The 20221-nt window shown below is 57.6% G+C and carries 15 protein-coding genes; 12 read left to right on the forward strand and 3 right to left on the reverse strand.

The window, feature by feature from the left end; genetic code table 11:
- Positions 1 to 67 precede the first annotated feature (67 nt).
- Positions 68 to 1255: an acetate/propionate family kinase gene (locus H8274_RS03560; protein ID WP_049618899.1), complete on the reverse strand. Its 1188-nt coding sequence runs from the start codon at positions 1253 to 1255 to the stop codon at positions 68 to 70.
- A 229-nt stretch (positions 1256 to 1484) separates the two neighbouring features.
- The gene (gene pta, locus H8274_RS03565; protein ID WP_185933838.1) at positions 1485 to 3110 is read right to left on the reverse strand and encodes a phosphate acetyltransferase; all 1626 of its coding nucleotides are present in this window, start codon (positions 3108 to 3110) and stop codon (positions 1485 to 1487) included.
- Positions 3111 to 3366: 256 nt separating this feature from the next.
- On the opposite strand from pta, the gene guaA reads away from it, so the two are divergent.
- The 4 genes from guaA (at position 3367) to pflA (ending at position 8848) form a co-directional block, all read left to right on the forward strand.
- A complete protein-coding gene (guaA, locus tag H8274_RS03570; protein ID WP_185934443.1) occupies positions 3367 to 4914 on the forward strand; it encodes a glutamine-hydrolyzing GMP synthase in 1548 nt (515 codons plus the stop codon).
- A gap of 485 nt (positions 4915 to 5399) precedes the next feature.
- A complete protein-coding gene (locus tag H8274_RS03575; RefSeq protein ID WP_065419529.1) occupies positions 5400 to 7508 on the forward strand; it encodes a pyruvate formate lyase family protein in 2109 nt (702 codons plus the stop codon).
- Positions 7509 to 7699: 191 nt separating this feature from the next.
- The gene (gene grcA2 / locus H8274_RS03580; protein WP_049618874.1) at positions 7700 to 7948 is read left to right on the forward strand and encodes an autonomous glycyl radical cofactor GrcA2; all 249 of its coding nucleotides are present in this window, start codon (positions 7700 to 7702) and stop codon (positions 7946 to 7948) included.
- Complete coding sequence (pflA, locus tag H8274_RS03585; protein ID WP_231583028.1) at positions 7949 to 8848, forward strand: pyruvate formate-lyase-activating protein; 900 nt, start codon at positions 7949 to 7951, stop codon at positions 8846 to 8848. It abuts the gene before it with no gap.
- Positions 8849 to 8982: 134 nt separating this feature from the next.
- On the opposite strand, the gene H8274_RS03590 is transcribed toward pflA, so the two are convergent.
- Positions 8983 to 10461, reverse strand: a complete 1479-nt coding sequence (locus H8274_RS03590; RefSeq protein ID WP_053093572.1) for a leucyl aminopeptidase — start codon at positions 10459 to 10461, stop codon at positions 8983 to 8985.
- A 159-nt stretch (positions 10462 to 10620) separates the two neighbouring features.
- Here H8274_RS03590 and H8274_RS03595 point away from each other — a divergent pair, with 159 nt between their 5' ends.
- The 8 genes from H8274_RS03595 (at position 10621) to trpA (ending at position 20032) form a co-directional block, all read left to right on the forward strand.
- Entirely contained in the window at positions 10621 to 12006 is a 1386-nt protein-coding gene (locus H8274_RS03595; protein ID WP_185933839.1) for an aldehyde dehydrogenase family protein, read from the forward strand.
- 30 nt (positions 12007 to 12036) lie between these two features.
- The gene (locus tag H8274_RS03600; RefSeq protein ID WP_420807970.1) at positions 12037 to 15150 is read left to right on the forward strand and encodes an ATP-dependent helicase; all 3114 of its coding nucleotides are present in this window, start codon (positions 12037 to 12039) and stop codon (positions 15148 to 15150) included.
- Positions 15151 to 15244: 94 nt separating this feature from the next.
- A complete protein-coding gene (locus H8274_RS03605) occupies positions 15245 to 15406 on the forward strand; it encodes a hypothetical protein (protein WP_185933841.1) in 162 nt (53 codons plus the stop codon).
- Positions 15407 to 15445: 39 nt separating this feature from the next.
- A complete protein-coding gene (locus tag H8274_RS03610; protein ID WP_185933842.1) occupies positions 15446 to 15661 on the forward strand; it encodes a hypothetical protein in 216 nt (71 codons plus the stop codon).
- Between the two features lie 498 nt (positions 15662 to 16159).
- Positions 16160 to 17185, forward strand: a complete 1026-nt coding sequence (trpD, locus tag H8274_RS03615) for an anthranilate phosphoribosyltransferase (protein ID WP_185933843.1) — start codon at positions 16160 to 16162, stop codon at positions 17183 to 17185.
- Positions 17185 to 17973 (forward strand): indole-3-glycerol phosphate synthase TrpC, encoded by a 789-nt coding sequence (trpC, locus tag H8274_RS03620; protein ID WP_185933844.1) that lies wholly within the window; start codon positions 17185 to 17187, stop codon positions 17971 to 17973. Before trpD ends, trpC begins: the two co-directional genes overlap by 1 nt.
- A gap of 60 nt (positions 17974 to 18033) precedes the next feature.
- Positions 18034 to 19227, forward strand: a complete 1194-nt coding sequence (gene trpB, locus H8274_RS03625) for a tryptophan synthase subunit beta (protein ID WP_185933845.1) — start codon at positions 18034 to 18036, stop codon at positions 19225 to 19227.
- Complete coding sequence (gene trpA, locus H8274_RS03630; RefSeq protein WP_185933846.1) at positions 19220 to 20032, forward strand: tryptophan synthase subunit alpha; 813 nt, start codon at positions 19220 to 19222, stop codon at positions 20030 to 20032. Before trpB ends, trpA begins: the two co-directional genes overlap by 8 nt.
- Positions 20033 to 20221: the final 189 nt, after the last annotated feature.

The raw sequence follows: 20221 nt of genomic DNA on the forward strand, positions 1-20221 counted from the left end.
CGCAGCGTGTGCGCAGCGTGTGCGCAGCTTGCGCGAAGCCGCGCGGTGCGCTGCGCGCGGCTTCGTTTTACTTGCTGGAATTCACGAGCGCAGTTGCCTGGCGAGCGATTTCCAGTTCCTCATTGGTCGGCACCACAAACACGCGGACGGAAGAATCCGGCGTGGAAAGCTCGCGGGATTCCTTCGACCGCGTGGCGTTCACGGCGGCGTCGTACTTCACCCCGAAAGGTGCCAGCCGGTCGAGCACGGCGGCGCGGATAACGTCGTCGTTCTCGCCCACCCCGGCGGTAAAGGTGAGCGCATCCAAACCACCCAGAATCGCCGTATAAGCGCCAATGTACTTGACGATGCGGTGCACATAAATATCCACCGCTTCCTTCGCGTTCTGATCGCCGGCTTCCACCATCGCGTGCACGTCACGCAGATCAGAAGAACCGGTAAGTCCCATCATTCCGGATTCGCGGTTGAAGAGGTTATCGAGTTCTTCTACCGTCATTCCCGCTTCGCGTTCCAGGTGGAAAACAGCCGCCGGATCAATATCCCCGGTACGGCCGCCCATAACCAGACCTTCCAGCGGGGTGAGCCCCATCGAGGTTTCCACGGCCTTGCCAGAATCCACCGCCGAAACCGAAGCACCATTGCCAATATGCAAAACAATTTGCTTCGCATCATCGCGGCCCAGTAGCTTAGCCACTTCCTGGGAAACAAACTTGTGGGAAGTACCGTGAGCACCATAGCGGCGAATTTCGTACTTATCAGCCACGTCGCGCTTGAGCGCATAACGCGCTGCTTCTTCCGGCAAAGACTGGAAGAAAGCGGTATCGAACACCACTACGTGCGGTACCTGGGGGAGGAGCTTGCGCGCCACCTGGATACCTTCCAGGGCCGGCGGATTGTGCAGCGGGCCCAGCGGCTGCAAATCCTCGATCTTGGAAATAACTTCTTCCGTAACCAGGGCCGGGCCGTCGAAATACTTACCACCCTGCACTACGCGGTGCCCCACCGCCACAATCGAACCATCGGTGAGGGAAGGTCCGGTTTCCGCGAAGAACTCCAGTACTTTTTCCAGACCAAAAGCATGATTGGGAATCTCACCCACATATTCACGCTCCTGCCCATTACCGGTGTGCTCGATATGCCCGGAGGGCAAACCAATCTGTTCCACCAGCCCCTTCGCCGTGGATTCTCCGGTGACGGGATCGATCACCTGATACTTGATCGAAGACGAACCGGAATTAATTACTAGAACGGACATCGAATTCTCCTTATTGTTTCTCTCGAAGCCGATCGGCACAATCCGCCCCGTCACCGTAATGGATTCCTGGTTACACTCCAGAAAACTGGTTACACTCCAGAAAATCTGAGCCAGTGCGGATCAAACTCTTCGGACATTATTCAAAGTATAAGGTGCCGGGCCGCCAAGCCCGGCACCAAAGCTGGCACTCAAACCAGCGCTAAAACTGCCTAACCGGACAGCAAAACGCTTAGCCCTGCGCTTGGATGGCAGTAATAGCCACGGTATTCACAATGTCTTCCACCAGGGCGCCCCGCGAAAGATCATTGACAGGTTTATTCAGACCCTGCAAAACCGGGCCTACCGCTACCGCACCCGAAGAACGCTGCACGGCCTTATACCCGATATTGCCCGCATTCAAGTCCGGGAACACAAAGACGGTAGCCCGGCCAGCCACCGGTGAACCGGGCAGCTTCTTGGCAGCAACTGCCGGATCAACCGCGGCGTCGTACTGGATTGGCCCTTCAATCAACAGGTCCGGCGCCTTTTCCTTGGCGAGGCGGGTAGCTTCCACGACGGCGTCTACCAGCGGCCCCTTGCCGGAAGTGCCGGTGGAGTAGGAGAGCATGGCCACGCGCGGTTCCACCCCGAACTGGGCGGCGGTACGTGCCGAATCCACGGCGATCCCGGCTAGCTGTTCCGGAGTGGGGCTGATATTTACAGCGCAATCGGCATACACGTAAACGCGGTCATCGAGCAGCATGAGGAAGGCACCGGATACCGCGGCGGTACCCGGCTTGGTCTTGATTGTCTGGAAGGAAGGCACAATCGTGTTTGCGGTTGTGTGGTTGGCACCGGAAACCATGCCATCGGCTTCGTCCAGGTAAACCATCATGGTGCCGAAGTACGAAGGATCTTCCATCGTCTTTTGCGCCTGTTCGTAAGTCACGCCCTTCTTCGCGCGCAACTCGGCGAACTTTTCCGCATAGCGGTGTAAACGATCCGGATCGTGCATGGAAACGATTTGGGCGGCGTCGATATTCAGGCCGAGTTCGGCGGCCCGCGCCCGCACTTCCGCCTCTTCCCCGAGCAGTACGATATTGGCCACATCGCGGGCCAAAAGCTGGGCGGTGGCCTGCAAAATCCGGTCGTCTTCCGATTCTGGGAGCACGATCGTCTTCTTCGCGGCCCGGGCCCGCGAAATCAAGTTCGCTTGGAAAGCTAGCGGGGTGACCACATCAGAGCCACGCTTGACGGCGGCCAGAAGAAGTTCGGCGTCGTTCCCCGCAAACTTGGCGGCTGTACCTTCCGCTACGAAAACTACCTGGCTGGCATCCCCGCGGTATTCCGCGGCCAGGTTTTCCGGAGCGTCCGTAACCACCAGGGCAGAAACCGGGGCATAAGATTCACTAATTTCTTTGGCGGCCAACTCCGCCACTACTTCCACCTGGGCAGGGGAGCGCATGGAACCGGCAACAACCGGTACCACCGAGGTGCCCAGATTGGCAGCGGCTCGGCCACTGCGCGCCAGCATTCCCGGATTTACCGGGTCGCCATCGCACAGACCGAGGATGAGCACCGCATCCAATTCCTGGGCATAATCCGTGTAGCGATTGACCAGCTGGTTCATCGCCGTTTCTTCATCTTCTACGTAAGCCCGGCGGGTAGTTCCCCAGGCCTGTGGCGCATCGGCGCGCTTTCCTGCCCGTTCGAGAAGGGTCAGGAAAAGTGAGTCATTTTCAATTGGTCCATTCGCGAAGGCGCGGAACACCCCGATATTGGAGTATTCCTGGAGCAAAAGATCAATGTAAGCAGTGGCGACGCCGAGGGTACCGGCATTGCCTTCCGCCGCTGTGAGATAAACACTGTAAGCCACTATGTATATCCTTCCGGCCCGTAGGCCACTTCTTGCGGGATGGCATACTCCACCCACTCCCTTAAAGATAATCGCAACCGCCCCTAAAGTGAGGCACAAAGCAGATAAGAACATTATTCAGGTTGGAATGAGGTGGGCAGAAGCTAAAAAATCTCGGCACGCCGGGGCCTAAATAAGCTCATCGTTCGATATCACCGCGCCGGACCTGCACGGGAAGGCCCTCACCCCGTAAACTGGGAGGGTGAGTAACCCTGAGATTTCTCCCGTTCTAGTTGTTGATTTCGGTGCCCAGTACGCCCAGCTGATTGCGCGGCGCGTGCGTGAAGCACATATCTATTCGGAAATCGTGCCCGCGGCAATGAGCGCGGCTGAAATGCTGGCTAAGAACCCGGCGGCGATTATCCTCTCCGGCGGCCCGGCTTCGGTTTATGCCGAAGGAGCGCCCAGTTTGGATCCGGAAATCCTTTCTTCCGGCGTACCGATTCTTGGTATCTGCTATGGCTTCCAAGTAATGGCCCAGCAACTGGGTGGGGAAGTGGGGCAGACCGGAACCAGCGAATACGGCCACACGGAAGCCGCGGTAAATAACGATTCTTGCCTATTCCGGAACGTTCCGGCAGAAGACATCGTGTGGATGAGCCACGGCGATAAAGTGACGGGCGCCCCGGAAGGCTTCGAAGTGGTAGCTTCCACACCGGATACCCCGGTGGCAGCTTTTGAAAATGCGGAACGCAAACTGTACGGCGTGCAGTGGCATCCAGAAGTGCGTAATTCGCGCCACGGCCAGCAAGTGTTGGAAAACTTCCTGTATAACGCGGCCGGCCTGCAACCGGAGTGGACTGCTGGTTCGATCATTGACGATCAGGTAGCCCAGATTCGGGAACGCGTGGGTGATGCGCAGGTTATTTGCGCGCTTTCTGGCGGCGTGGATTCTTCCGTGGCGGCAGCGATCGTGCACCGCGCCATCGGCGATCAGCTCACTTGTTTCTTCATTGACCACGGTTTGTTGCGCGAAGGTGAACGCGCCCAGGTAGAGAAGGATTACGCGCAAACCATGGGGATCCGCGTAATCACCATTGATGATTCCGATATCTTCTTGGACACTTTGGCTGGCGTAAAGGATCCGGAAACCAAGCGCAAGATTATTGGCCGCGAATTTATTCGCTCCTTCGAACGTGCCGCCCGCAAGGTGGTAGATGAAGTTTCCGGCGAAGTGAAATTCTTGGTGCAGGGCACGGTATACCCGGACGTTGTGGAATCCGGGCAGGGTGATAGCAACTCGAATATCAAGAGCCACCACAATGTGGGCGGCTTGCCCGATGATATGCAGTTCGAACTTATCGAACCGCTACGCGCCCTGTTTAAGGACGAAGTGCGCCAGATTGGCCGCGAACTGGGCGTACCCGAAAAAATTGTGGCACGCCAACCCTTCCCGGGGCCGGGCCTAGCGATTCGCGTGGTAGGCGAAGCTAGCCGGGAAAACTTGCGTATCTTGCGGGCCGCGGATGCGATCGCGCGTGAAGAGCTAACCCAGGCTGGGCTCGATGACCAAATCTGGCAGTGCCCGGTGGTTTTGCTAGCCGATGTGCGCTCGGTAGGTGTGCAAGGCGATCACCGTACATATGGGCACCCGATCGTAATTCGGCCCATCGAATCCGAAGATGCGATGACGGCCGATTGGTTCCGAGTTCCCTACGATGTGCTCGCCCGCATCTCTACTCGCATCACCAATTCCGTTCCGGAAGTAAACCGCGTGGTTTTGGACGTTACCTCCAAGCCGCCAGCCACCATCGAATGGGAGTAAAACGCGGTTAGCTCCGCGGCCGGGGAGGGCTGTTTTCCGGGTTTTTTCCGGGCTGTTTCCAGGGAACGGCTTCGAGGTGTGGTTGTTCCTAAAGAACACAGAGCCTCGCCGAAAATAAGGGTAGGATGATAAACGTCACGTGGGGCGGGCTAGCGCTGGTGCGTGGCTCCAGGGCCGGAATAATCCAGGCGGATAGCCCGTTCCAACGATGAGCGGGAAGAAGATACCTACTCCGCAGCGACGCCAGATACGGTGGTTAATTTCACCGCCTGCGTGCGCGCGTTAATTAGCAGAGTTTCGAGATCGCGATCGCCGCCGCAGGAGGTCGCGTGAATACCGGGTTTGCGGGCATACAAGTTCACAGAACGCGGGAATGGAAGCCCCTCCTGGGACTTAAGTCCACGGACGAAATGCCCGGAAAAAGTGGTCAAGCATTTGAGAAAATGCTAGATGTCCTAATGGAATAAAAGGAGAGAGCCATACATATGGAGCGCACTGCAACCGAGGTCCCGGTCGCCGGAGAGGCGGCATGGGCTGGATTCACCCCGGGCGAATGGACAACTTCCATTAACGTCCGTGACTTCATCCAGAAGAACTACACGCCTTACGAGGGCGACGCCTCGTTCCTTGCAGGTCCCACGGAAAAGACCAAACGCCTTTGGGATCACCTGGAAGAGAACTACCTTTCGGAGGAGCGCAAGCGCCGCGTTTACGACGTCGACGTCGACACCCCGGCGGATATCGACGCGTTCCCGGCCGGCTACATTTCCGAAGATGACGACGTTATCGTAGGGCTACAAACCGATGTTCCACTCAAGCGGGCAATGATGCCGAACGGCGGTTGGCGCATGGTGGAAACCGCCATCCGGGAAGCCGGTAAGGAGCCGAACCCGCGCATCAAGGAAATCTTCACCAAGTACCGCAAGACTCACAACGATGCGGTATTCGATATTTACACGCCGCGTATCCGCGCGGCCCGGCACTCCCACATTATTACGGGCTTGCCGGATGCTTACGGCCGGGGCCGTATTATTGGCGATTACCGCCGGGTAGCCCTGTACGGTATTGACAAGCTCATTGCCGAAAAGCAGGAGGCCAAGGACGCAGTTGCGGACAAGACCTTCTCTGAACACTGGGCTCGCTACCGCGAAGAACATTCGGAACAGATCAAGGCGCTGAAGAAGCTCAAGCATCTGGGCGAAATGTACGGCTTTGATATTTCGAAGCCCGCTACTACCGCGAAGGAAGCGGTGCAGTGGACGTACTTCGGTTACCTCGCGGCAATTAAGAGCCAGGACGGCGCTGCCATGTCGATTGGCCGCCTGTCTGCCTTCCTCGATATTTACTTCGAACGTGATCTGGCCGCCGGGCGCATCACCGAAACTGACGCTCAGGAGATGATTGACAACCTCGTCATGAAGCTCCGCATCGTCCGCTTCTTGCGCACCATCGATTACGACCAGATCTTCTCCGGCGATCCGTACTGGGCTACCTGGTCGGATGCTGGTTTTGGCGAAGACGGACGTTCCATGGTCACCAAGACCTCCTTCCGTCTCTTGCAAACACTGCGCAACCTCGGCCCGGCTCCGGAACCGAATATTACGATTTTCTGGGATCCGGCCCTGCCCGCTGGGTACAAGGAATTCTGCGCGGCGATTTCCATCGAAACTTCCTCCATCCAGTACGAATCTGATGCCCAGATTCGTGCGCAGTGGGGTGACGACGCCGCTATCGCCTGCTGCGTTTCCCCGATGCAGGTAGGCAAGCAGATGCAGTTCTTCGGCGCGCGCGTGAACGCCGCCAAGGGCTTGCTGTATGCCATCAACGGTGGCCGTGACGAAATGACGGGCGAACAGGTAACCCCGGCCGGCGAATTCCCGGCCGTGGAAGGCGATGGCCCGCTCGATTTCGATGACGTGTGGGAAAAGTACGAGCACATGCTTGACTGGGTTGTGGAAACCTACGTGGAAGCGCTCAACATTATCCACTACTGCCATGACCGCTACGCCTACGAAGCGATCGAAATGGCCCTGCACGATTCGGAAATCGTGCGCACGATGGGTTGCGGCATCGCCGGGCTTTCCATCGTGGCCGATTCGCTTTCCGCAATCAAGTACGCCAAGGTGTACCCGATTCGTGACGAAACCGGCCTGGTAGTGGATTACCGCACCGAAGGCAAGTTCCCGATCTACGGTAACGACGACGACAAGGCAGACGAAATTGCCGCCACCGTGGTCCACACCATCATGTCGAAGATCAAGGAACAGCCGATGTATCGCGACGCTATTCCGACCCAGTCCGTACTTACCATTACCTCGAATGTGGTTTATGGTAAGGCAACTGGTTCCTTCCCCTCGGGTCACCAGAAGGGCACCCCCTTCGCCCCGGGCGCCAATCCGGAAAACGGTATGGATACGCACGGCATGGTGGCTTCGATGCTTTCCGTGGGCAAGCTTGATTACCAGGATGCGCTCGACGGTATCTCGCTGACGAACACCATTACTCCGCAAGGCCTGGGCCGCTCTAAGGAAGAGCAAGTTCAGAACCTGGTGGGGATTATGGACGCTGGCTTTATCGGCGCCGACGCTGAATAACCAAGATTTCCGGAAGCGGGGCCGCAAGGCCCCGCGGAAGGACGGTAGATGTGACGGCGTCCGCGCTTATTAGCGGACGTTGAAATAACCTCAGCGCGGCCAATAAAGAGTAAAATTTGGGTGGGATGGTAACACCCGTCCCACCCGGGTTCTGTTTGCTAAAGCAGGATTTCAAAGAAAAGAGGAATTAGATGGCAAAGACTTATGAAGAACGGGTTGCTTCGATGAAGGCCCAGCGGGCAGAAGCCGGCACGACCGACGGCCTCTACCACGCGAATATTAATGTTTTGGATCGCCACACTTTGGAAGATGCGATCGACCATCCGGAAAAGTACCCGAACCTCACCGTTCGTGTTTCCGGTTACGCCGTCAACTTCGTCAAGCTGACCCGCGAGCAGCAGCTCGACGTGCTTAACCGTACGTTCCACCACGGCGCCTAATTGGTCCAAAGAATTAATTTCGACCCGGTCGGGGACCGTGAAATCGAGGATGATTACCAAGATTTCCAGGCCCCGACCGGGCGTTTGCAGGGAGCGGGTCTAGCCGGAATAGATACGCTCACGGATGTTGAGCGGTCCGATCGTATTAAAAAGATGCGGGAAGGAACGCTCGGATCCATCCACTCGTGGGAGCTCGTAACCGCGGTGGACGGACCAGGAACCCGGATGACGGTGTTCTTCAACGGTTGTCCGCTACGCTGCAAGTACTGCCACAATCCGGATACTTTCCTCATGAAAGACGGCCAACCGGTCGAACTTGATGAGCTCATGCGGCGCATCAAGCGTTACCGTCGGATGTTCAAAGCTACCGGTGGTGGGATTACGCTTTCCGGTGGGGAAGTGATGATGCAACCCAAATTCATGGCGAACGTTTTACATGGCGCCAAGAAAATGGGTATCCACACGTGTATTGATACTTCCGGTTTCCTCGGGCGCAGTGTTTCCGATGAAACCATGCAAGATATTGATCTGGTGCTCCTCGACGTGAAATCCGGAAATGAGGAAACCTACAAGCACGTCACGGGCCGCGCCTTGCAACCAACGATCGATTTCGGAGATCGGCTCAACGCCGCCGGAATTGAAACGTGGATCCGTTTCGTTCTGGTGCCGGGGCTTACCGACGATCCGGAAAATATTAACCAGGTAGCTGATATTTGCGCACGGTGGCGAAGCAACGTGACCCGTGTGGAAGTTCTGCCTTTCCACCAGATGGGCCGCGATAAGTGGCACAACCTGGGCATTCACTACGAACTCGAAAATACTGAGCCGCCAACGAATGTCGAAGTGGAACGAGCCCGGGATATCTTCCGGCAGCACGGCCTGAACGTACCCTCGTTCTAGGTTGCGCGGGATATGACGCAGCTACGCGGTTAGTTCTTAGCCACAAGGCCGCTGGGCGGGAAAGACGAACCCATATTGGTTCGCTCTCTCACCCAGCGGCCTCGTTTGTTATTTTGTGCTACCCGGGCTTAGTGTTACTTGTTTTCTGCCGGGGCCGCAGCGGACTTCTTGGCAATGTTTTCCAGGTAGGTGATAAGCGTGCGCACTCCGTACCCGGTGCCACCCTTGGGCGTGTAGCCCCATGGTTCTTCCGAGTTGAAGGAGGGGCCGGCAATATCGATATGGCACCAGGGAGTATCGCCCACGAATTCCTTTAGGAACAGGCCGCCTACGAGCATGCCACCATAGCGCGAACCGCTGTTTTGCAGATCGGCAACTTCCGAATCCAAAGACTTGCGCAGGTGGTTAGGCAAAGGCATGGGCCAAGCAGATTCGCCGGCCTGTTGGGAAGCTTCGAATACGGCGTCCACTACCTCGTCACTACCCATTAGTCCAGCAGTGCGAGAACCGAGTGCCGCAATTTGCGCGCCGGTAAGCGTAGCAATATCGATCACCGCATCAGGTTCTTCCCGGACCGCCAAACAAAGTGCGTCGGCAAGTACGAGCCGGCCTTCGGCGTCGGTATTGTTTACCTCTACCGTTTTTCCGTTCGGCATGGTGATAATGTCATCCACGCGCTGGGCGGTAGACGAAAGCATGTTTTCAGCCACCGCGAGCCAAGCGGTCACGCGCACGGGCAACTTCCGGGCCGCGGCCAACCGCACGGTTTCCATCACGGTGGCGGCGCCGGCCATATCAGACTTCATCGAAACAAGACCCTGGCTGGGCTTAAGACTCATCCCGCCAGAATCGTAGGTGATGCCCTTGCCCACGAGCGCCACGTGACCCTGCGGGTTTTCACCGCCGGCCCACTCGAGGCGGATCAAGCAGGGCGGGAATTGGGAACCGGCGCCGACGCCGATAAGCCCGCCACAGTCGTCTTCCAGGAGGTCTTCGACGTTCCAGGTTTTGACGCTGATTTCGTCGTCGGTCTCTTCGTCCAAAATTTCGGAAATCGTGTAGAAGAATTCCGGGTTGAGATAAGAACCGGGCATATTGACCAGGTCACGCACCATGTTTTGGGCGCTAGCCAAACGTTCCGCGGCGGCAATAGCCTGCGCGGTAGCTTCTTCTTCACCTTCGGTGAAAACTTCGATCGCGGTAATTTCCGGTTGCTTCTTGAACAAAGTAGGCCGGTAGCGGCCCAAGTTCGCGCCCTCCACAATCGCTTGCAGCTCTTCCATATTCTGGTAGGGCATCTGCAAAAGCACCTTGCCGCTCACGTCCTTGCGGCGCAAAGCTTGACCAGCGGCCTCCCGCAAATCGGCCAGACTCGGTTCGGCGGGCAAAGCAATTGCAATGCACCGGCGAGCCAGTTCCTGGGGAACCGCGAACACAGACATCGTGCCGGGCTTATCATAATCCGGCATGGCCTTGATCGCTGTATTCAGCTCGGTAGCAGTTGCTTCATAGCCCTGGAAAGCCGGGCCAGAAAGTTGCGGATTCTCAGCTACTTTGTAACCAAGTACGAGAATCGGACTTAGTTCTTCGGTATCGGGTACATGATTACTCATACCTTCGAAGGTAGCAGACGCCCCGCACCGGCGCACTGAATCCGCGCCATCTGCCGGCGCCTTACTGGTACGTGCACCCGCGTACTCGAATCACAACCCGCACGGCTGCCTTGATCTATGTCCTAGCATTTGCCTCGCAAAAGCCGTTAAATAGGAACTATGAGTAGGTATGCGGTCAATAATCCGAACACTGGTATCACTGAAGAAGAATTTCCTACCTTGCGGAAGGAAGAAATTCCGCAGGTCATCGATACTGCGTGGCAGGCGTACGAAGAGTGGCGGCGCACTCCCATAGCAGAACGACGCCGGCTCATGCTCCGCTTCGGGGAGCTCTGCGAAGAAAATGCTACCGAGCTGGCCCGGATTGCCGGGCAGGAAATGGGTAAACCGCTCGCGGACGGTAAAACCGAAGTGGCAAATGTGGCGGCCCACGCCCGCTGGTTCGGAGAAAACGCAGAGCGTCTGCTGGCTCCTACCCAGCTCGCGGTTTCTGACGGGGTGCCAACTTATGTGCGGCATGATCCGCTGGGTGTGCTCCTGGGGATTATGCCCTGGAATTTCCCGTATTCGCAGATGGCCCGGTTCGCCCTCCCGCAAATTATGGTGGGGAATACGATCCTCATGAAACAGGCGGGGATTTGCCCGCGCAGCTCGGCCCGCTTTGCGGAACTTTTGCGCGAAGCAGGTTTCCCGGCAGGCGTGTACCAAAACATTTACTTGGATACGGCAGATACGGAAACGGTGCTTGCCGATTTCCGGGTCAAGGGTGTTTCCCTCACCGGTTCGGAAGCAGCCGGATCGGCGGTAGCCAGCCTGGCTGGCAAACACCTGAAGCGTTCCCTCATGGAACTGGGCGGTAATGATCCCATGGTCGTATTGGACGCGGCCGATGTAGCAGCAGTAGCAGAAAAAGCAGTGCGGTTGCGGACCTTCAACGCCGGGCAGGTTTGCACTTCCAATAAGCGGATTATTGTGCTCGCCAATATTTACGACGAGTTCCTAGCCGCCGCCAAAGAAGCAATCGCCAAAATCCGGGTGGGTGCTTTTGATGAAGATATTGATATGGGGCCGCTTTCCTCGATCGGTGCGCGCGATGAAGTAGTACAACGCGTAGCCCAAGCGGTGGCCGAAGGCGCTACTTTGCACTATGGCGGGGTAGCTTTGGACCGGCCGGGAGCCTACATGTTGCCGGCCCTGCTCACCGATGTGCCAGAAGAACAAGACATTTCCTGTAATGAACTGTTCGGGCCCGTCGTCGTCATTTACCGCGCCCGCGACGAAGAAGACGCGCTCCGGCTCGCCAACGCCACCAAATACGGTTTGCAATCTTCCGTGTGGAGTGAAGATATCGACCGGGCAGAACGTTTCGCCGCGCAGATTAATGCGGGCATGACGATTATCAATAACCACCGCGAATCCGGGCCGGAATGGCCCTTCGGTGGCATCAACAATTCCGGTTATGGCCGGGAGGAAGCCGTGTGGGGTTTGCATGCGTTCACCAATGAGCATGCGATCCGCGTCCACAAGACGGCGCAGGTGAACTAGCTTGGGGCGGCCGGGCGGGTACCCTAGGGGATGATGTCAGAGAACGATTCCTTGAAGTCAACCCTCAACCGGCTGCGGGCCCGCATCGAACAGCTCGACGCCGGCCCCGCCGCCCCGGCCCGCCTCACCGGTACGTCCGGTGCCGCCGAATCCGCCGGAGCGGCTGCTGCCGGTGCTACCGGAACGGCTGCTGCTGGAGCTACAGGTGCCGGTGCCGCCGGAGCGACCGCTGCCGCCAGTGCTGCCGGTGCCGCTGCCGCCAGTGTTGGCGCGGCCCACCCGGCCGGGCCCGTTCCCGGTAACGCAATTTCTACTACGCCCTATGCCGGCGATGCGGGCGCGCCGGGTGGCTATAGGTCGCGGCGCGATACTAGCCATATTGTGGCGGGCTTGAACCCGCAACAATTGGAGGCGGTGACCTATGAGGGCGGCCCGCTCCTCGTGGTGGCCGGCGCCGGTTCCGGTAAAACCCGCGTGCTCACCTCGCGCATCGCCTACCTGATTGCGGAAGGCAAAGCCCGTGCCTCCGAAATATTGGCTATTACTTTCACCAATAAGGCCGCCCGAGAAATGCGGGAACGGTTAGAGCAGATGCTTGGCGGGCTGGCCCGTTCCATGTGGATCTCTACTTTCCATTCGGCCTGCCTGCGCATTTTGCGGGCCGAACACCGCGCTCTGGGGATGCGTTCCACCTTCACCATTTATGATGCCCAAGATTCCCAGCGGCTTATGAACATGGTGTGCCGGGAAGAAAACATTGACGTCCGCGCTTATCCGCCAAAGTCTTTGCTCCGGCAAGTTTCTAATCTGAAAGACGAACTGGTAACGCCGGCCCAAGCGGCCCGCCAGGCCGAAGATGCGGCGAGCGAAGTACTGGCCCGCGCCTACCGTTCCTACCAGGAACGCCTGCAGGCGGCCAATGCCATGGATTTCGATGATTTGATTATGCGGGCAGTACAGCTCCTGCATGAACACCCCGAGATTGCCGAACGCTACCGCACCCGTTTCCGCCACATCCTGGTGGACGAATACCAAGACACCAACCATGCCCAATACGTGCTCGTCCGCACACTAGCCGGCGCAGAAGCTGATCTGCTGCGCGCCAATCTCACCGTGGTAGGCGACGCCGACCAATCCATCTACGCTTTCCGCGGGGCCACCATTCGCAATATTGAAGACTTCGAAAAAGACTTCCCGGGTTCCCACACCGTCCAGCTGGAACAAAACTATCGGTCTACACAAAATATTTTGTCTGCCGCCAATGCGGTGATCGCCAATAATGCGCATCGGCGTGCCAAGCGCTTGTGGACAGACCAGGGCGACGGCGAAAAAATCGTTGGCTACGTGGCAGATTCGGAAAGCGACGAAGCTAAATTCGTGGTCGACGAAATCGACGACCTGCGCGCCCAAGCCGGCTACAACTACGGAGATTTTGCGGTCTTCTACCGCACTAATGCGCAATCGCGGGCCCTGGAAGAAATGTTTGTGCGCGCCGGCATTCCTTACCGGGTTATCGGCGGCACCAGGTTTTATGAGCGCAAGGAAATCAAAGACGCCATCGCCTACCTGCAAGCGATCGTAAACCCAGACGATACAGTTTCCATACGGCGGATTTTGAACGAACCCCGCCGCGGCCTGGGCGCCAAAAGTGAAGAACATGTGGCCATGCACGCAGCCCGCTGGCAGATTTCCTTCGGCGCTGCGCTCGCGGACGTTGCCGATCCCGAAGCGCACGGCCGCGGGGAAGTAGCCGGACTAACCGCGCGGGCACGCAATTCAATCACCTCTTTCGTGCAGGCATTGGACGCATCGCGACAGCTCGCAGCAGCGGGGGCCAGCCCGGCAGAAGTGCTAGATAAAATCATGGATGAATCTGGGTATCTGGCGGCTTTGCAGGAAAGTTCCGATCCGCAAGATATTTCCCGCGTGGAAAACCTGGCGGAACTGCACGCCGTCGCCGTCGATTTTGCGAACGCCCCCGAAAATGCGGGCGCTACCCTGGCCGACTGGCTCGACCAAGTTTCCCTCGTAGCCGATACCGATCGGCTTCCGGATGGCACCGGCCAAGCCGATGCGAGCGGCACGAAGAACACTAGCAGCGCAGCCGCGGAAACTAGCGGCACGGGGAACTTCAACAGAACCGGAAATGCTAACCACGCGGGCGCAGAAACCGGTGGCGCAGGTGCGGCGGGTGCGGCAGGTGCGGCAGGTGCGGCGGCGCGCGTTTCGGATGCGGCGGGTGCGGCGGCGCGCGTTTCGGATGCGGCGGGTGCGGCAGCGCCGGCTGCAGACGCAGCAGACGAAGTAACCCTAATGACCGTGCACACCGCCAAGGGGTTGGAGTTCCCGGTGGTGTTCGTGACCGGCTTGGAAGATGGCACTTTTCCCCATATTCGTTCCTTGGAAGATACGGCGGAATTGGCCGAAGAACGCCGCTTGGCGTATGTGGCATTTACCCGCGCCCGGCAACGTTTGTATGTGAGCCGGGCGGCCACGCGTTCTAGTTGGGGCGCACCCCAACAGTACGAGCCCTCGCGTTTCTTAGAAGAGATTCCGGCCAAACTCTTGGATTGGCGCCGCGCCGAATCGTCGCAAGATATTTTGCGCGGTTCGGCAAGCTATGGCAGTTACGGCGGATATCGCGGGTTTAGTAACTACGATTACGGTGATTCGGGCTATGGCCGCGTGCAGTACCGCGGCGGCAGGAAAGAACCTGATCTGTCCTTTGACGATCCAGATTTTGCGCCACCCATTGGTTCCGGCAAAGCAAAGTTCGTGCCCGGGAAACTGGGCGTGCGGCGTCGGCAAACGGAAGATGCCACAACGCAAACCAGTACGAGACCGGCGCGTACCGGTACCGATAGCGCGCAAGCTGCAAGCACCGGCACCAAGCTGGGAACCGGAAACACGAAAACGGCGGCAACAGACGCGCAGAGTAACGCTGCGGAAGCGGACGGTACCGGTGGTTTACGAGTAGGGGACCGCGTGCAGCACAAGGCGTTCGGTACCGGCACGGTACTTTCCTTCGAAGGTAGCGGTAAGTCGACGACGGCGAAAGTGCGCTTCGGTGGGGGAGTGACCAAACGGTTACTGCTCCGCTTCGCGCCGCTAAGCAAAGCGGACGATGCGACAGATGCCGAATAGGAGGCGGTAGCAGCCGCCGGGGAAACCCGCCGGCCGAGTGCCGCAAAATATGGACGGTTTTCACCTTTGCGGGAAAATGCGCTAATCTGGTGCCATGGTAAGCGTGGAACAAAGAAGCGGCCGGGTGGCCTTGGGAACCGAGGGTTCCGCGGCCCTGGCGCAAACGGCGGCAGAAGACAGCCGGCAAACGCGTTCTTGGCACGCAGGTACCTGGCTGGAAGGAACTGCGCCAGCACGGCGATGGTGGTGGGCGTAATTTTCGCGCCCATCGTCTAGCTCAATGAAGGGGAATACCGTGCGTCGTACCCACCCGTATACCAGTTTTTTCGGCGGAGCTACCAGTTACTTCCGCCATTATCGCAATCACACCGATGTTCGTCGCTCGGCGGCTACCGCGCTTTCTATGCGCCGCATCGGTTCACGCGTGGCCCAAGCCATCGTGGCTCCGGCCGCCATCGCGCATAGTTCTTCAGAACGCGTGATCTTGCTACGCCCGCCCGGGGAGCGATAATTCACGCCTCCCCACTCCAGTGGCAACTGTTTGCACTGTTTTGTTGCACCGTTTTGCAATCTTGTGCGCGCCGTTGTTAGCGCTGTTCTTTGTAGCGTTATCAGTACTGCGGTCAGCACCGTGTATACGTCGCGCAGGTACGCAGGTAGTTGTGTATAAGCGGCGTTTTAACGGCAGTGTTTTCTAGTGGGCGGGATTTTCCGGCAGGCAATATTTACCAGTCGGCAGCGTTTTCCGGCCCGCAGTATGTGTGTTGCTCGCGGTAGCTATGTTGCTCGTGGTATCTGTGTTGCTCGTGGTATATATGCGGCCGGCAACGTCTTTTGGGTCGCTAAACATATCGCGGGAAGCCAGCAACAGAACCGCAACAACAGCGTAAAACCAACAACCACGCAAACAGTAGAAACCCAGTTCTAAGGCACTCGGTTTCCCGCCCCTGTGAGTAAAAAGCGGAGTTTTTTCTAAACCACAGTAGCACCGGCGAAAGAAAGAAGAACAATGATTAAAGAAGCAATCCAGAAGGTCGTTGGTAAAGGTGATTTGACCTTCGACGAAGCCTATACCGTCATGAAGGAAATTATGAGCGGGGAATCTACACCCACTCAAAACGCTGCTTATTTGGCCGCACTTTCCACTAAGAATGCGCGCGCAGAAACCACGGAAGAAATCTCTGGCTCTGCTGCCGCCATGCGTGAAATGGCCGAAACCTTCGAGGTTCCCTTTGACACTTTGGAAATTGTGGGGACCGGCGGAGATAACGCCTCCTCCTTCAATATCTCCACAACTTCGATGTTTGTTATTGCAGCCGGGGGAGTAAAAGTTTCGAAGCACGGTAACCGTGCGGCCTCCTCCAAATCAGGTACTGCGGACTGCTTGGAAAGCTTGGGCGTAAATATTGACCAAGACCCAGAAACCTGCACGCGGCTTTTGCGCGATATAAATATGTGTTTCATGTTTGCGCAGCGGTACCATAAGTCGATGGGTATCGTCGGTTCGATCCGTAAAGAACTTGGATTCCGCACGGTTTTCAATATTCTCGGCCCGCTGACCAATCCGTTGCGCCCGGAATATATGGTGCTCGGCGTCTACGACGGATACCTGGTAGAACCGCTCGCTCGCGTTATTAACGACCTTGGCGTGAAGCACGGCATGGTGGTGTACGGGAAAGATAAACTCGACGAGATCTCGGTTTCCGCGCCCACGGAAGTATGCGAGGTCAAAAATGGCGAATACCGCTCCTACGAGATTTATCCGGAAGTATTTGGCCTACCCCGGGCCAATAAGAGCGACCTTGCCGGTGGCACCCCGGATGAAAACGCACAAATCACGCGCGATATTTTGAGCGGAAAAATTCAGGGCGCAAAACGCAACACCGTGCTGCTCAATTCCGCGGCCGGGCTGTACGTGGCCGGCGCGGCGAGCTCCTTGGCTAACGGCCTAGAACTAGCGCGCGAACTTGTTGATAGCGGCGCTGCATACGAACAAATCGAAAAATTTGTAACCGAGTCCAACGTAAGGAAGTAATGAATATTCTGGCGCAAATTGCGGAAAATACGCGAGAATTAGTGGCCGAGCGGCGGCGTCGTACCCCGCTTACGCAACTACGCGCGCAGGCAGAAGCCGCACCCGCACACAAACTGGGAGATTTCGCTTTTGAAAAGGCTTTGCGCGGGCCGGATGTGGCCTTTATTTGCGAAGTGAAAAAAGCGAGCCCTTCGAAAGGCGTGATCGCGGAAGATTTCCCGTACCTGCAAATCGCACAGGAATACGAAGCGGCCGGGGCAGAAGCAATTTCCGTGCTCACCGAACCGCGCTGGTTCCTTGGGGCACCGGAATATTTAGCGGAAATTTCCCGGGAAGTTTCGATTCCCACCTTGCGGAAAGACTTCATAATCGACGAATACATGATTTATGAAGCGAAATTGCTTGGGGCGGCGGCGGTTTTGCTAATTTGTGAACTGCTCAGCACCGAGCAGGCTCGCGAATACCGTGAGCTTGCCGAATCTTTGGGGATGAGTGCCTTGGTGGAAGCTTATGACGACGCCGCGGTACAGCGGGCGGCCGCTTCCGGGGCGAAGATCATCGGCGTCAATAACCGGGATCTCACCTCTTTCGAAGTAGATTTTTCGAATGCCCAAAGACTGCGCGCCTACGTTCCGGAAGGCACGATTTTCGTGGCCGAATCCGGGGTGAAAACTCCGGCGGATGTGGATGCGGTACGAGCGGCCCAGGCGGATGCGATCCTCATTGGGGAAACCCTGATGCGGGCAGATAATAAAACTGCCGCGCTGGCAGAACTGCGCGGCCACTAGTACCGCCACTCACTCCACTAACTACTCACTACCTAATAATTTGAAAGGAAAGGAGCGGATATGCCTACTCAGCAGGCCGGACGTTTTGGCATCCACGGTGGCCAATACATTCCGGAAACGCTCATGAATGCTGTTATCGAGCTTGATGCGGCATACCAGAAATATCGCAATGACCCGGAGTTCAACCGCGAGTTGCAGGAACTGTTTAATTCCTACGCGGGCCGGCCCTCCCGGCTCTATTTCGCGCAGCGGATGACGCAAGATTTGGGCGGCGCCAAGATCTATCTGAAACGCGAAGATCTCAACCATACCGGTGCCCACAAAATCAATAATGTGCTCGGCCAAGTATTGCTCGCCAAGAAAATGGGGAAGACCCGCGTAATCGCCGAAACCGGAGCCGGCCAACACGGGGTGGCTACCGCTACCGCGGCCGCGCTTTTCGGTATGGAATGCGTGGTCTTTATGGGGAAGGAAGATACGGAACGCCAGGCGCTCAACGTTTACCGGATGCGGTTGCTGGGCGCGGAAGTAATACCGGTCGCTTCCGGCACGGGCACGCTCAAAGATGCCACTTCGGAAGCCTTCCGGGAGTGGACTTCACGTATTGACGATACTCATTACTGCATTGGTTCGGTGATGGGGCCGCATCCGTTCCCCACGATCGTGCGCGATTTCCAGGCGGTTATTTCCAAGGAAATGCGCGAACAGATTCTCGACGCGGAAGGCCGGCTCCCCGATATGGTGGTGGCCTGCGTGGGTGGGGGATCGAATGCGGCCGGTTCCTTCTACCACTTTATTGACGAACCGGGTGTAGAACTCGTAGCTACCGAAGCGGCCGGGCGCGGCGTGGATTCCACCGATACCGCAGCCACTATCGCCACCGGCCGGGAAGGTATTTTCCACGGTATGAAGAGCTACTTCTGCCAAGACGAATACGGCCAAATCGCGCCCGTATATTCGATTTCTGCCGGGCTGGACTATCCGGGCATCGGCCCCGAACACGCCTACTGGCATGATACGGGCAAGGCCCGTTACGTGCCGATCACCGATGAAGAAGCCGTAGAGGCTTTCGAATACCTTTCACGCACCGAGGGCATTATTCCGGCGATTGAATCCGCCCACGCCCTGGCGTATGCGATGCAGGTGGCGCCAAAGATGGACAAGGACAAGATCGTCGTTGTCACCCTTTCGGGCCGCGGCGATAAAGATGTGGCGGCGATCGCCCGCTACCGGGGAGAAGATATTCATGACTAACTCACTTCCAGATGCGTTGAGCGCTTCCGTTGCTCGCATTCACCGTTCCTTTGCCGCCGGCAAAGTATTTATCCCCTTCTTTACTTGCGGGGATCCAGATTTAGAGACGACGGCGAACTGCGTGCGAGCAGCGATTCAGGCCGGGGCCGGGCCCGTAGAATTCGGGATGCCGTTTTCGGATCCCATGGCCGAAGGGCCAGTAATTCAAGCTGCTTCCGCCCGGGCGATTGCGGGTGGGGCCACCACGGACAAAATCTTCGCGATGATTGCACAATTGCGCGAAGAATTCCCGGACACCCCGTTCATCACCATGGGCTACGCCAATTCCGTGTTTTCCTACGGGATTGAAAAATGGAGCCAGGCGGCTGCCGCGGCCGGGGTAGACGGCGCTATTTTGGCCGATGTGCCCCATGAGGAAAACACTGAGTTCGCGCCCACCTTCGCCGCGCACGGCATTTCCCTCATCCCGCTAATTGCCCCGACCTCCAAGGAACGAATCGCGCAAATCGCGGCGAGTGCCACCGGATTCATTTACGTGGTTTCCTCGCTAGGGGTGACGGGCGTGCGTTCGGAAATCACCACGGATATCGGATCGATCGTGCGGGTGATTCGCGATACCACACAGGTGCCGAGTGCCGTAGGATTCGGGGTTTCCACGCCGGAGCAGGCCAGCCAAATGTCTGCCCGAAGCGACGGCGTTATCGTTGGCTCGGCCATCGTCCGGCTGATTCACGAAAGCGGGCCCGAAAAAGCACCGCAAGCCGTGGGCGAATACGTCACCAAAATGGTGGCAGCCCTGCAGTAAGCCCTGCAGTAAGCGGTGCAATAAGCGAGGCGGGTCTGCAACAAGAGTCACGGCGCCGCAATAAGGGGCGCGGCCCTGCAGTAAACCGGCCCTGCAGTAAACGCAGTGAACCTCGCGAAGTTTCGGCTAGCGTGCGGCGTGTGCAACACACCAGCCGCGTGCTAGCCGGAGCCTGGCCCGGCGAGGAAC

The sequence above is a fragment of the Actinobaculum suis genome (genome assembly GCF_900618115.1).
GTDB lineage: Bacteria > Actinomycetota > Actinomycetes > Actinomycetales > Actinomycetaceae > Actinobaculum > Actinobaculum suis.